General features: G+C 71.2%; 12 protein-coding genes. 7 read left to right on the top strand and 5 right to left on the bottom strand.

Going from position 1 to position 13,342, the window contains the following annotated elements; translation table 11 throughout:
* Positions 1-36 precede the first annotated feature (36 nt).
* On the bottom strand, positions 37-822 hold the full coding sequence (locus ACFUJ1_RS23905) for a hypothetical protein (protein ID WP_378648935.1): 786 nt from the start codon (positions 820-822) through the stop codon (positions 37-39).
* 305 nt (positions 823-1,127) lie between these two features.
* Between ACFUJ1_RS23905 and ACFUJ1_RS23900 the strand changes: the two genes are divergently transcribed.
* Positions 1,128-2,351, top strand: coding sequence for a mannosyltransferase (locus ACFUJ1_RS23900; RefSeq protein WP_378648933.1), 1,224 nt, complete (start codon positions 1,128-1,130; stop codon positions 2,349-2,351).
* On the opposite strand, the gene ACFUJ1_RS23895 is transcribed toward ACFUJ1_RS23900, so the two are convergent.
* Entirely contained in the window at positions 2,290-2,586 is a 297-nt protein-coding gene (locus ACFUJ1_RS23895) for a 4a-hydroxytetrahydrobiopterin dehydratase (protein ID WP_378610411.1), read from the bottom strand. The two genes, ACFUJ1_RS23900 and ACFUJ1_RS23895, sit on opposite strands and share 62 nt — an antisense overlap.
* Positions 2,587-2,618: 32 nt before the next feature.
* On the bottom strand, positions 2,619-2,792 hold the full coding sequence (locus tag ACFUJ1_RS23890) for a hypothetical protein (RefSeq protein ID WP_233020323.1): 174 nt from the start codon (positions 2,790-2,792) through the stop codon (positions 2,619-2,621).
* A 172-nt stretch (positions 2,793-2,964) separates the two neighbouring features.
* Here ACFUJ1_RS23890 and typA point away from each other — a divergent pair, with 172 nt between their 5' ends.
* Genes typA through ACFUJ1_RS23865 form a run of 5 tightly spaced genes read left to right on the top strand, consistent with a single transcriptional unit; the run spans position 2,965 to position 8,155 of the window.
* The gene (typA, locus tag ACFUJ1_RS23885; RefSeq protein WP_378648931.1) at positions 2,965-4,866 is read left to right on the top strand and encodes a translational GTPase TypA; all 1,902 of its coding nucleotides are present in this window, start codon (positions 2,965-2,967) and stop codon (positions 4,864-4,866) included.
* Between the two features lie 16 nt (positions 4,867-4,882).
* Entirely contained in the window at positions 4,883-6,688 is a 1,806-nt protein-coding gene (locus ACFUJ1_RS23880) for an ABC transporter family substrate-binding protein (protein WP_378648956.1), read from the top strand.
* The gene (gene mshB / locus ACFUJ1_RS23875) at positions 6,688-7,605 is read left to right on the top strand and encodes an N-acetyl-1-D-myo-inositol-2-amino-2-deoxy-alpha-D-glucopyranoside deacetylase (protein ID WP_378648953.1); all 918 of its coding nucleotides are present in this window, start codon (positions 6,688-6,690) and stop codon (positions 7,603-7,605) included. Before ACFUJ1_RS23880 ends, mshB begins: the two co-directional genes overlap by 1 nt.
* Positions 7,606-7,634: 29 nt before the next feature.
* Positions 7,635-7,793, top strand: coding sequence for a hypothetical protein (locus ACFUJ1_RS23870; RefSeq protein WP_378610414.1), 159 nt, complete (start codon positions 7,635-7,637; stop codon positions 7,791-7,793).
* Positions 7,790-8,155, top strand: a complete 366-nt coding sequence (locus ACFUJ1_RS23865) for a hypothetical protein (protein ID WP_378648929.1) — start codon at positions 7,790-7,792, stop codon at positions 8,153-8,155. The genes ACFUJ1_RS23870 and ACFUJ1_RS23865 overlap by 4 nt, the downstream gene beginning before the upstream one ends.
* On the opposite strand, the gene ACFUJ1_RS23860 is transcribed toward ACFUJ1_RS23865, so the two are convergent.
* Positions 8,137-9,882: a PH domain-containing protein gene (locus ACFUJ1_RS23860; protein WP_378648951.1), complete on the bottom strand. Its 1,746-nt coding sequence runs from the start codon at positions 9,880-9,882 to the stop codon at positions 8,137-8,139. The genes ACFUJ1_RS23865 and ACFUJ1_RS23860 overlap by 19 nt on opposite strands.
* Before the next feature lie 26 nt (positions 9,883-9,908).
* A complete protein-coding gene (locus ACFUJ1_RS23855; protein ID WP_378648949.1) occupies positions 9,909-10,388 on the bottom strand; it encodes a PH domain-containing protein in 480 nt (159 codons plus the stop codon).
* Positions 10,389-10,665: 277 nt separating this feature from the next.
* Between ACFUJ1_RS23855 and ACFUJ1_RS23850 the strand changes: the two genes are divergently transcribed.
* Positions 10,666-13,263, top strand: a complete 2,598-nt coding sequence (locus ACFUJ1_RS23850; protein ID WP_378648927.1) for a bifunctional FO biosynthesis protein CofGH — start codon at positions 10,666-10,668, stop codon at positions 13,261-13,263.
* The last annotated feature ends 79 nt before the right edge of the window (positions 13,264-13,342 follow it).

Here is a 13,342-nt window from a genome sequence, read left to right as displayed (position 1 = left end):
AGCGTGGCTCGCGGGGCGCCGTCCTGGCGGGAAATATCAGGCGACGCTGAAGAATCCGAGCGTCGGCAGGAAGGAGCAGGTGCGCGGCTCCGACTCCGCGTCGGCCTGGGTGGTCAGCGAACCGGAGACCACGGCGGCGACCCGGCCGCGGCCGGTGTCGGCGATCGCCGAGAGCGTGGCCGGGCCACCCGGGTTGATCTTCGCCTCGTTGGTCAGCACCTGCACGCCGGACTGCCTGGTGTCCAGGTTCAGCCACTGCACGGTGAACGGCGGGTTCTGCACCTCGGTCGGCTCCTTGGTGCCGAGCGCGGTGAAGACGAAGCCGGTCTGGCCCGAGGCCGGGCCGGGCGGCGGCAGCTGGGCCGGGCCCGGAACCGCGAGCGCGGTGCCGATCGAATCGGCCGAGGCGCTGATGCAGCCCTTGCCGATCGAGGGGTAGAGGAACTGCGCGATGACCGGGCCGTCGCCGGGGATCTCCGGTCCGCCGCCGCCGCTGCCGTCCAGGAACGTGATGATCCGCTCCAGCGTCGAGCGGATCTGCGGGGGCAGGTTCAGGCTGGCCAACAGAGCCTTTGCCTGGTCGAGGATGGCGGCCTGCGGGCCCGCGGCGATATCCGCCGGACCGGCGATGGCGCCCGCGATGGCAGGGGCGAGGGCGGCGAGCGCGTCCACCGGGACGCCTTCGGGAACCATCGGCACGCTGTAGCCGGCCGCGGTCGCCGTCGGCGCCGGGGCGGCCACCGAGGTGGCGGGCACGGCCAGAGTGGCGCTCGCCGTGAGGGCGAGGGCGGAAAGGGCGATCCGCGATCGGGTGCGAAGCACTGGGCTAGCCGTCCTTACCTTCGGGTACATCGGGGGACGCGAAGGCGAGAACGCCATCGTGTCGGGGTCACTTTAGGGACAACGTCGCCGTGTGTACAGCGCCACCGCCCCGATGCGCGCGTCGAGCTGTGCCAGTGCTGGATGGGACACTCGAGCGTCTGTTACCGGAGTTGACAGTGTGACTTATGTTACTGCGGGACGAGGTCGGGCCTGGGACGCCGCGCCGATTCCGCTCCCGCTAAGGTGGAGCAGCCCTTTCCGCCGTCGCGCCGGGTCCCGCCGCGGCCAGTTCGAAAGCTCGCGATGTGAATCGACACCCGCGCTGGGCGGTCGCGGTACTGGGCCTCTCCCTGCTCGCTCGGCTGACCTGGCTGCTCGTCGTCCCGAACGGGATGAACGTCGTCGACCTGCACGTCTACGTGGACGGCTCGGCCGGGCTGCTGAACGACACCCTCTACGACTTCACCTACTCGGAGAAGACCCCCGACTTCCCGCTGCCCTTCACCTACCCGCCGTTCGCGGCGATGGTCTTCCTCCCGCTGCACTACCTGCCGTTCACCCTGGTCGCGGTGGGCTGGCTGCTGGCCATCGTGGCCGGGCTCTACGCCGTGATCCGGATCAGCTTCGAACTGCTGCTCGGTAAGGAGGCCGCGGCGGAACCCGGATGGCGTACCGCGGCGATCTGGTGGACGGCGATCGGGATGTGGACCGAGCCGGTGCGAACCACCATCGACTACGGCCAGGTCAACGTCTTCCTGGTGCTCGGCGCGATGCTCGCGGTGCGCAGCAATCGGTGGTGGGTCTCCGGCGGGCTGGTCGGGCTGATCGCGGGGATCAAGCTGACCCCGGCCATCACCGGGCTGTACTTCGTCGCGCGCAAGCGCTGGCTCGCCGCGGTCTTCTCGGCGGTGGTCTTCGCCGCGACCGTCGGGCTCAGTTTTCTGGTGGCCCCGGCCGACGCGCGGCGCTACTTCACCACGCTGCTCGGCGACGCGGACCGGATCGGCCCGGTGGGATCGGTGTGGAATCAGTCACTGCGCGGCACGCTCAGCCGGCTGCTCGGGCACGACGTGCAGAGCGGCCCGGTGTGGATCGTGGCGGTGCTGATCGCGGCGGTGCTCGCCTTCCTCGCCTGGCGTGCGCTGGCCCCGGACGACCTGCTCGGCACCCTGATCGTGGTGCAGATCTTCGGGTTGCTGGTCTCGCCGATCTCGTGGTCGCACCACTGGGTGTGGCTGGTGCCGACGGTGCTCTGGCTGCTGTACGGCCCGCTACGGCAGGCGGCGGGAGCGCGGATCCTGGCCGGTTACTGGCTGGTGACCACCCTGATCGGGGTGCCATGGATCCTGTCCTTCGCCCAGGACTCCATCTGGACCATCCCGCGCCCCGCCGTGCTCTCCTGGCTCGGCGCCGTCGATGTGATCGGCGCGGTGGCCACCTACCTGTGGATCATCCGCTCGGGGCGGCTCAGCCGCCGGAGCGAGCCAGCCGATCTATCTCCCGAGCCAGCGCCACGTCCTGTGCCGTGAGCCCGCCCGCGGAGTGCGTGCTGAGGGTGTAGGTGACGGTGCGCCACCGGATATCGATGTCGGGGTGGTGATCGGCGCGCTCGGCGGCCTCGGCCACCCGGCGCACCAGATCGATGCCTGCCAGGAAGGACTCGGCCTCGATCGCGCGGGTGATCGCGTCACCTTCGCGGGACCAGCCGTCCAGCTCGGACAGTGCCTCGGTGATCTCGGAATCGGTCAGCAGTGGCGTACCCATACAGCCTGGGTACCCGTTCGAGCGGAGCGAAGCTACGCGGCGCGCGCGGCCTTGAGCCCCTTCTTCAGGTCCTTGCCGCAGACGCCCGCTGCTTCCAGCTTCTTCATCCGCATGACGACCACGGGGCACTTCACGCAGCGCGTCTTCTTGCGACAGCACTTCTTCTTCGGTTTCAACGTGGAAACCTTCTCCGCCTTGATGCCCACGTTGGTTAGCTTAGCCTAACTTTGCGTGCGCGAGAACACCCCGCACGCGACCGTGGGTCCGAAGCGACCTGCCGGTAGTGTGTGATGCGGTCGTGCGCCCGGCGAGTTCTGTCCTCGCCCATATTTTCCACGCGACGGCCGGCACCGCACATCAACAGCAGGAGGATCAGGCGTGTCGTCTGCACGCGATTTTCGCAACGTCGCCATCGTGGCCCACGTCGACCACGGCAAGACGACCCTGGTCGACGCCATGCTCCGGCAGTCGGGGGCGTTCGCCGAACGCGCCGAGCCGGTCGATCGAGTGATGGACTCCGGTGATCTCGAGCGCGAGAAGGGCATCACCATTCTCGCCAAGAACACCGCGGTGCATCGGCACCACCCGGACGGCTCCGTCACCGTCATCAATGTCATCGACACCCCCGGCCACGCCGACTTCGGTGGTGAGGTCGAGCGCGGCCTCTCCATGGTCGACGGCGTCGTGCTGCTGGTCGACGCCTCCGAGGGGCCGCTGCCGCAGACCAGGTTCGTGCTGCGCAAGGCGCTCGCCGCCTCGCTGCCGGTGATCCTGGTGGTCAACAAGACCGACCGCCCGGACGCCAGGATCGAGGAGGTCGTCGAGGAGAGCCACGACCTGCTCCTCGACCTCGCCTCCGACCTGGACGACGCCGCCGCCGAGGCCGCCGAGCTGGCGCTCGACCTGCCGGTGCTCTACGCCTCCGGCCGCGAGGGCAAGGCGAGCAAGGAGCGCCCGGAGAACGGCAACGCCCCCTCCGCGGAGAACCTGGACGCGCTCTTCGACGTCCTGCTCGAGTACATCCCGGCGCCGAAGGGCGACCCGGCCGGCCCGCTGCAGGCGCACGTCACCAACCTCGACGCCTCCGCCTTCCTCGGCAGGCTCGCGCTGGTCCGCATCTACAGCGGTGAGCTGGTCAAGGGCTCCACCGTGGCCTGGATGCACGCCGACGGCGTCAAGCAGGTGCGCATCACCGAGCTGCTGCAGACCATCGGCGTCGAGCGCACCCCCGGCGAGCGCGCGGTCGCGGGCGACATCGTCGCCATCGCGGGCATCCCGGAGATCATGATCGGCGACACCCTCGCCGACTCGGAGAACCCGGTGGCGCTGCCCCGGATCACCGTCGACGAGCCCGCCATCTCGGTGACCATCGGCACCAACACCTCGCCGCTGGTCGGCCGGGTGCAGGGGCACAAGCTCACCGCCCGCATGGTGAAGTCGCGGCTCGATCAGGAGCTGGTCGGCAACGTCTCGCTGCGGGTGCTCGACATCGGCCGCCCGGACGCCTGGGAGGTGCAGGGCCGCGGCGAGCTGGCGCTGGCCATCCTGGTCGAGCAGATGCGCCGGGAGGGCTTCGAGCTCACCGTCGGCAAGCCGCAGGTGGTCACCAGGATCGTCGACGGCAAGGTGCACGAGCCCTTCGAGGAGCTCACCGTGGACGCGCCGGAGCAGTACCTGGGCGCGATCACGCAGCTGCTCGCCGCCCGCAAGGGCAAGATGGTGCAGATGACCAACCACTCCGCGGGCTGGGTGCGGATGGAGTTCATCGTCCCCTCGCGCGGCCTGATCGGCTTCCGCACCGACTTCCTCACCGAGACCCGAGGCACCGGCATCGCCAACGCCGTCGCGCACGGCTACGCGCCGTGGGCGGGGGAGATCCGGGCGCGGCACACCGGCTCGCTGGTCTCCGACCGCGCGGGCAGCGTCACCCCGTTCGCCATGATCCAGCTCGGCGACCGCGGGCAGTTCTTCGTCGAGCCGGGTGCCGACACGTACGAGGGCATGGTGGTCGGGATCAATCCGCGCGCCGAGGACCTCGACATCAACGTCACCCGCGAGAAGAAGCTGACCAATATGCGCAGCTCCACCGCGGATGTGTTCGAGACCCTCGCCAAGCCGCTGCAGCTGGACCTGGAGGCCGCGATGGAGTTCTGCGCGGGCGACGAGTGCGTCGAGGTCACCCCCGAGGTGGTCCGGGTGCGCAAGGTCACTCTCGGCGCCACCGAGCGGGGTCGCGAGCTGTCCCGGCGCAAGGCTCGGGATCGGGCCGCCGCGCAGTAGAGTCCGGGTCGTGTTGATGGGTGGGAGCAAGCGCGCACGCCGTCGTGCGCGGGTCGGGCACCGGGGAGCGGCGCGTACCGCGCTCTCCCTGGCTGCCCTCGTGGTGCTGGTCGGCGGCTGCGCGGCGAACCCGCCGCCGCCGATCGAGAGCACCAACAGCCCGCAGACCACCCCGGTGAAGCCGGCCGCCACCACGGTCGTGGTGGCGCTGGACAGCATCGGCAGCGCCTTCAACCCGCACCTGCGGGCCGACCAGTCGCAGGCCACCTCGGCCATCGCCTCCATGGTGCTGCCCAGCCCGTTCCGGCCGATCCCGAGCCTGGCCGCGCCCGGCGCGACCGACTGGGTGCCGGACTCCGCGCTGGTCATCGCCGCGGACATCTCCGCGCAGGAACCCTTCACCATCACCTACAAGCTGCGCAACGAGGCGTCCTGGTCGGACGGCGCCCCGATCGCGGCCGAGGACTTCCGCTACCTGTGGCAGGAGATGATCTCCCAGCCCGGCGTCACCGACCCGGCAGGCTACCGGCTGATCGAGGACGTGGAGTCGTCGGCGGGTGGCAAGACCGTCACCGTCACGCTCACCCAGCCCTACCCCGCCTGGCGCGAACTCTTCACCAACCTGCTGCCCTCGCACCTGCTCAAGGACGCCCCCGGCGGCTTCGAGCGCGGGATGAACGGCGAGGTCAACGGGGTCAGGGTCTCCGGAGGGCCGTTCGGCATCCGCTCGGCCGACACCGGCCGCGAGGAGATCCTGCTGGAGCGCAACGACCGCTACTGGGGCACGCCCGCGGTGCCGGACCAGATCCTGCTGCGCCGCGGCGGCACCCCCGCCCAGCTGGCCGGATCGCTGCGCACCAACGACACCCAGATGGCGCTGGTGCACGGCGGCGTCGCGACCCGCGCCCAGCTCGCCGCCATCCCGTCGGTGCGGACCGGCATCATGCCGCAGTCCCGGGTCATGCAGATGGTGCTGAACAGCCGCTCCGGCGATCTCGGCGATCCCCGGGTGCGCGCCGCCGTGCTCGCGCTGCTCGACCCGACGCTGCTCGCCACCGTCGGCGCGCAGACCGGCGACTGGTACGAACCGGCCAAGGCGCAGATCCTGTCCCCCTCCGACCCCGGCTACGTCCCGACCGCCCCGCCCCGCCCGAGCCCCGAGCAGGCTTTCGCCATGCTCGCCGAGGCCGGGTTCGGCCGGGCCCCCGAGCCGCCGCCGAACACCTCGGTCACCTCGCCCGCGCCGCAGCCGCGCACCGTCGGCAAGAACGGCAGGGCGCTCACCGTCCGGATCGGCGCGGTGCAGCAGGACGCGAGCACCCTCGCGGTCGCCAATACCGCCGCCGACCAGCTGCGCAGCGCCGGCATCGACGCCACCGTGCGCAGCCTCCCCGCCGACGAGCTGTACGGCAGGGAGCTCATCGACGGCAATATCGACGTCATCGTGGGCTGGGAGGTCGCCGGCTCCGATCCGGCCACCGTGCTCGCCTCCCGCTACGGCTGCCCGCCGCCGCGCCCGCAGCTCGGCGACGGCGAGGACGAGCCCGCCGACGTCGAGGCCGCCAGGCAGGCGCCAAGCAACCTCTCCGGCGTCTGCGACCCGACCCTGCAGCCCGCCATCGAGACGGCACTGCGCGGCATCGACGTCGCCGCGGTGCTCGCCGACGCCGAACCCAAGCTCTGGGCGCTCAACACCGTGCTGCCGATCATGCAGGACAACGTCGTCGCCGCCGCGGGCCCGCGCGTGGACGGCGCCTCGCTGAGCGGCGCCATCCAGGTCGGCATCTTCGGCGACGCCGCGATGTGGCGGCGGCTCCCGTGATCGCCACCGGCGGGCTGCTGCTGGTGCACGCGCACCCGGACGACGAGACCATCACCACCGGCGGCACCATCGCGCACTACCGCAGGCGGGGCATTCCGGTCGCCGTGATCACCTGCACGCTCGGTGAGGAGGGCGAGGTGATCGGCGAGCGCTGGGCTCAGCTCACCGCCGAGCACGCCGACCAGCTCGGCGGGTATCGCATTCTCGAGCTGACTCGCGCGCTCGCCGCGCTGGACGCGGGGCCGCCGGTGTTTCTCGGGGGTGCGGGTCACTGGCGTGATTCCGGCATGGCGGGCACCCCCTCCGCGTCGAATCCGCGCGCCTTCATCCACTCCGGGCAAGCGGCCGTGGAGGCGCTCACCGCCGAACTGCTGGAGCGCAGGCCCCGCGTGGTCGTCAGCTACGACCCGCACGGCGGCTACGGCCACCCCGACCACATCCGCGCGCACGAGATCACCACCGCCGCCGTGGCCGCGGCTGCCGAGCAGGGCTGGGACGTGCCCAAGTTCTACTGGACCGTCACCGACGCCGACCTGCTCCGCCAGCACACCACCGCGCTGGCCAGACGCACCGTCGAAGGACTGCCCGGCAGGCTGCCGCAGGGCTGGCGGCTCCCCGCCGAGGACGAGCTGCCCGGCGTGCCGGGCAGCACGGTCAGCACCGCGATCGACGTCGCCGAGGAGCTGGCCGCCAAGCGGGCCGCGCTGCGCGCGCACGCCACCCAGGTCACCGTCGCGCCATCGGGCCGCGAGTTCGCGCTCTCCAACGGCGTCGCCCAGCCGGTGCTGCCGGAGGAGCACTTCGTGCTGGTCCGCGGCGAACTCGGCGCGGTCGGCCCGGACGGCCGCGAGGACGACCTGTTCGCCGGAATCGCCGAGTTCCCGGATTCCGCCGAACCGGTACCTGGCCCGGCGTGACCGGCGCCACCGGGGCATAGACTTCGCCCATGTACAACTGGGACCTCCAGAACGCCATCATCGCGTTCGTCGACACCCTGCGGCCGAACGGGGCGCACCAGCACGAGATGTACATGTCGGCGCTCTACGCCTTCGTCGACATGCAGAGCCACCTGCTCGAGCTGCTCGGGTTCCCGCCGGTTCCGTGACCTCGGACACCAGACCGCTCTACGCGGCTCTCGCCCCGATCATCCTGGTGGTGCTCGCCGTCGACGCGCTGCTGACGCTGGTGCTCGAGGTCTTGTATCTGCCCACCTACCTGGGTGCGGTGGCGTTTCCGATATCCGCGCTGGTCGCGGGGGCGGTGAACGTCGGGCTGGTGTACGCGGCGGGCACGGTCAGTGACCGGGCCGGTTTGCGGCTGCTCCCGCTGCTGGTGTGGACGCTCGGGTTCCTGATCTGCGCCACCTCCGGCCCCGGTGGGGACGTGCTGCTCGGCAGCAACTGGCAGACATTGCTGTTGCTCTTCTGCGGGCTGATCCCGCCGATGATCTACGTCGCCCGCACCTGACGCGTTCCCGCCAGTCCCGGCGTGACCTGCTCGATGATCTCGTGCGTGCGGGCCACCGGCACGTCGAGCACCAGGTAGCGCTTCTTGCCCGCGCCCGTCGCGGCCACCAGTGTGGCCAGCCCGGCCCGGCGCTGGAAGAACGTCTGCCGGATGGTCCAGCCGAGCACACCCGGCGCGGCCAGGCAGTCGCGCTCCCGGTCCAGTGAGCCGGAGCGGGTGACCAGCCAGGTCGGCGCGAGCGGCGTCTCGGGCAGCACCGCGTGCCCGAGCCCCCGGTACCTGTCCTCGGCCAGCGCGATCGCCACGACCGTCAGCGCGGCCGGAATCAGCCACCACCAGGGGGAGTAGCGCACCCCGGCAAGGCTCGCCACGAGCGGAACCAGCGCGGTCGCCGCAGCCGGACCCACCGCCCGGGTGTACCGCCGATACCGCGCCGCCCCGCCGTGCGAAACCAGCACCACCGACCCGGGCGCTTCAGCGGCGGCAGGAGCAGTGCCGGGAGGCGCCGCCCCGGACGCGGGTCCGCCCGCGGGTGCGTCGAATTCCGCCCCGGACCCGGGTGTGCCCGCGGGGGAGCCGAAATCCGTCTCGGACCCGGGTGCGCCTGCGGGGGAGCCGAAATCCGGCGGATCGATGAGCACCCGCTCAATGGAATCCGCCCCCTGCCCGCCCCCGCTCGGCGCCACGCCGACCTCACCCTTCTCTGTGGCGACGGAGGCCGCGCCCACCCCTGCGAAATCTCCCGGTTCCCCCGGAACCAGCACCGGCGCATGCGCCCCGACCCTCCGCGCCGCAGGCGTGAGCACATGCGCCAACGTGTGATGCACAGCCCCCTCCGGCGCCTGCGGCAGAATCCGCTGCCGCGGGTTCTCCCCGGTCATGATCGCCTCGAGCTCCGCGGCCCCCGCCAACCGCAGCAGCAGCGGCTCCTTCACCGTCGCCCCGCGGAACCGCGCCAGATCGAGCGTGATCTGCCTGGTCGTGAAGAACCCGTGCCGCAGGTGCAGCGTCCGCCCGTCGTCCAGCACCCGCAGCCCGTAGTACGTCGCCAGGTACTGCGCACACGACGCCACACTCACGACCAGCACCACCAGCAGCACCAGCCCCGCCACCCCGAGCACGACGTTCCCGCCCCCGACCCCGTGCGCCGCCGACCGGAACACCTTCTCCCCGAACCCGTACTGGAACCCGAACCCCACCACCGGCGCCACGATCGCGAACCCGGTCAGCGACAGCGGCGCATACCGCACCCACCTCGCCCGCCAGTGCCCGATCTCCCGCCCCCCGACCTCGGCCTCCTGCGGTCCCGGCCCGGATACGTCGGCCCCGGTGTGCGCCAGCAACTCGGCCCGCAACCCCGGCACCACCCGCGCATCCAGCGCGTCCAACTTGAACCGCTCCCCGGCCTCGGCCTGCTGCCCGGTCCCGATGGCGAGCACCGCCAACCCCAGCGCCCGATGCAGCAGGTCGGCCTCGATATCCACCGACCTGATCCGCGACCGCGGCACCGACAGACTCCGCCGCTGAATCAACCCCGTCCGCAACTCCACATGCGTCGGCCCCACCCGATACGTGGTCGTGAACCACCGGCTCAACGCGAGCACCACCACGATCCCGGTCGGAATCAGACTCCACGCGTGATTCCCACTGCTCGCCCCGAGAATCACCGACCCGATCAGCACCGGAACGTACTTGATCACCTCGTTCACCGGATGCACCAGCAGCATCCGCCGGTTCAACCGCTGCCACGGATTCACGTGGCATCCCCGCGGTGCAGGGCAGCGATCCGCGTCAACCGCGCCACCGCGTCCTCCGCCACCGGCAGGTCCAGCCCCGCGATCGGCACCGCCCCCGCCGAGGACGCCGTCGTCACCGTCACCGTCGCCAGCCCGAACGCCCGATCCAGCGGCCCCCGCTCGATATCCACCGTCTGCACCCGCGAGATCGGCGCCACCCGGCTCTCCTGCGTCAACCACCCCACCCGCGTGTACACGGCCTCGTCGGTGATCTCCCACCGATGCACCGCGTACCGCCACACCGGAATCACCGCCACCGTCGCCACGACGAGAATCACCAGCACGGTCCCGACGACCGCCTGCAACCCGCGCCGCCCGTCGTCCAGCACCACCCACACCGCGAACCCGATCACGGGCAGCAGCCAGCTCAACACCAGCTCGGTACCCCACAGCAGCTGTGCCCGAGGGTCCGGCCGCCATGCCGGATCGGCAAGGATCGTCCTGGTTCCACGCCCGGCCCCGCCGAAGAACCCGGCGCCGCCGGACGCCTCTCCTTCGTTCCCGGCGTCATGCCCCGCGGGCGGAACGGTCGGATCCCCGGCGGGCGACATGCGCGCCCCCGGCCCGTCCCCGGCCGAGCCGGGCAGGTTCGGCGTCATGGCCCCATGGTGGCACGAAAGGGCACGGGGAATACCCGCGCCGGTTCCCCGGGTTGCCACCCGGAAGCACTCGTGTGTCGACGACACGGAGGAGACAGCTCGGGATGGGTAGCGCATGATCGAGGACGTGACCGACCTTCCGAACCCCGCCGTCCCGCCCGCCCCGCCCACGGCCTCGGCCATGCGCCGGGCGCTGCGCCGGGCCCGCGACGGGGTGACCCTGAACGTCGACGAGGCCGCGGTTCTCCTCCATGCCCGCGGCGACGACCTGCTCGACCTGACCACCAGCGCCGCCCGCGTCCGCGACGCCGGCCTGGAGTCCGCGGGCCGCCCGAAAACCATCAGCTACTCCCGCAACGTCTTCATCCCGCTCACCCACCTGTGCCGGGACAAATGCCACTACTGCACCTTCGTCACCGTGCCGGGCAAGCTCCGCGCCGAGGGCAAGGGCATGTTCCTGGAACCCGACGAGGTCCTGGAGATCGCCCGCCGCGGCGCCGAACTGGGCTGCAAGGAAGCCCTCTTCACCCTCGGCGACCGCCCCGAGGCCCGCTGGCCCGAGGCCGCCCAGTGGCTGGACGAGCGCGGCTACGACTCCACCCTCGACTACCTCCGAGCCGTCTCCATCCTGGTCCTGGAGGAGACGGGACTCCTCCCGCACCTGAACCCCGGCGTCATGAGCTGGGCCGAGATCTCCCGCCTCAAGCCGGTCGCGCAATCCATGGGCATGATGCTGGAGACCACCAGCACCCGCCTCTTCACCGAAAAGGGCCAGGCCCACTACGGCAGCCCCGACAAGGACCCGGCCGTCCGCCTGCGCGTCCTCACGGACGCGGGCCGCCTCTCGGTCCCGTTCACCACCGGCATCCTGATCGGCATCGGCGAGACCATCCCCGAGCGCGCCGACTCCATCATGGCGATCCGCAAGCAGCACAAGGAGTTCGGCCACATCCAGGAGGTGATCGTGCAGAACTTCCGCGCCAAGCCGGACACCGCCATGCGCGACACCCCCGACGCGAGCCTCGAGGAATTCCGCGCCACCATCGCCGTCACCCGCCTGCTCCTCGGCCCCGACGTGCACGTGCAGGCCCCGCCCAACCTGGTCTCCGCCCAGGAGTGCCGCGACCTGCTGGACGCAGGCATCGACGACTGGGGCGGCGTCTCCCCGCTCACCCCCGACCACGTCAACCCCGAGCGCCCCTGGCCCAACCTCGACACCCTCCGCGAGATCACCGCGGAATCCGGCTTCGAGCTGGTCGAACGCACCTCCGCGCACCCCAGGTACGTCCGCGCGGGCAACCCGTGGACCGACCCGAGGATCGCGGTCCACGTCGCCGCCCTCACCGACCCTGCCACCGGCCTCGCGAACCCCGACGCCGAGGTCATCGGCCGCCCCTGGCAGGAACCGGACGAGTCCTGGGACTCCACCGGCCGAGTCGACCTGAACACCGCCATCGACACCGAGGGCCGCAATACCGAATCCCGCAGCGACTCGGGCCTCGACCAGGACCTGGTCGGCGCCTTCGGCGACTGGGACACCATCCGCGAACACGCCGCCGGGCTCGCCGTCGCCCCCCAGCGCCTCGGCACCGACGTCCTCGCAGCGTTGCGCGCCGCCGAAGCCGACCCCGCCGGCCTGACCGACGACCAGTACCTGGCCCTGGCCACCGCCGAGGGCCCCGACCTGGAAGCCGTCACCACCCTCGCCGACCAGCTCCGCCGCGATACCAACGGCGACGACGTCACCTACGTCGTGAACCGCAATATCAACTTCACCAATATCTGCTACACCGGCTGCCGCTTCTGCGCCTTCGCCCAGCGCAAGGGCGACGCCGACGCCTTCACCCTAAGCACCGACGAGGTCGCCGACCGCGCCTGGGAGGCGTGGGTCGACGGCGCCACCGAGGTCTGCATGCAGGGCGGCATCGACCCGGACCTGCCGGTTACCGGCTACGCCGACCTGGTCCGCGCCGTGAAGAAGCGCATCCCCGACATGCACGTCCACGCCTTCAGCCCCATGGAGATCGTGAACGGCGCCTCCCGCGGCGGCCAGAGCATCCGCGACTGGCTGGTGGCCTTGAAGGAGGCCGGCCTCGACACCATCCCCGGCACCGCCGCCGAGATCCTGGACGACGAGGTCCGCTGGGTCCTCACCAAGGGCAAACTCCCCGCCTCCGCCTGGATCGAGGTCATCACCACCGCCCACCAGGTCGGCCTCCGCTCCAGCTCGACCATGATGTACGGCCACGTCGACAACCCGAAACACTGGGTCGGCCACCTGAACGTGCTCCGCGGAATCCAGGACGAAACCGGCGGTTTCACCGAATTCGTCCTGTTGCCTTTCGTCCACCAAAGCGCCCCCCTCTACCTGGCAGGCGCCGCCCGCCCCGGCCCCACCGTCCGCGACAACCGGGCAGCCCACGCCCTGGCCCGCATCATGCTGCACGGCCGCATCGACAACATCCAGACCAGCTGGGTGAAACTCGGAACCGCGGGTACCCGCGTCATGTTGAACGGCGGAGCCAACGACCTCGGCGGCACCCTGATGGAGGAGACCATCTCCCGCATGGCCGGCTCCCAGCACGGCTCGGCGAAGACCGTCGCCGAGCTCATCGAGATCGGCGAAGGCATCGGCCGACCGGTCCGCGAACGCACCACCGTCTACGGCGTCCCACCGCACCGCCCCGCAGCACTGCCGCTGTCGGTCGGCTGAGCGGCCGAGTTAGGGCAGGCTCACCACGAGGAGCGTTCAGCCTGCCGGGATACTGGTACGGGCGAGATTTCCCCAGTAG

The sequence above is a fragment of the Nocardia sp. NPDC057227 genome, from assembly GCF_042669725.1.
GTDB classification, from domain to species: domain Bacteria; phylum Actinomycetota; class Actinomycetes; order Mycobacteriales; family Mycobacteriaceae; genus Nocardia; species Nocardia asteroides_A.
This window is presented reverse-complemented; position numbering and strand designations above follow the sequence as displayed.

Excerpts from the sequence above, each read along its gene's own strand:
- ACFUJ1_RS23895 (WP_378610411.1), bottom strand. The coding sequence starts at position 2,586 with ATGGGTACGCCACTGCTGACCGATTCCGAGATCACCGAGGCACTGTCC.
- ACFUJ1_RS23880 (WP_378648956.1), top strand. The coding sequence starts at position 4,883 with ATGGGTGGGAGCAAGCGCGCACGCCGTCGTGCGCGGGTCGGGCACCGG.
- ACFUJ1_RS23870 (WP_378610414.1), top strand. The coding sequence starts at position 7,635 with ATGTACAACTGGGACCTCCAGAACGCCATCATCGCGTTCGTCGACACC.
- ACFUJ1_RS23860 (WP_378648951.1), bottom strand. The coding sequence starts at position 9,882 with ATGCTGCTGGTGCATCCGGTGAACGAGGTGATCAAGTACGTTCCGGTG.
- ACFUJ1_RS23850 (WP_378648927.1), top strand. The coding sequence starts at position 10,666 with ATGATCGAGGACGTGACCGACCTTCCGAACCCCGCCGTCCCGCCCGCC.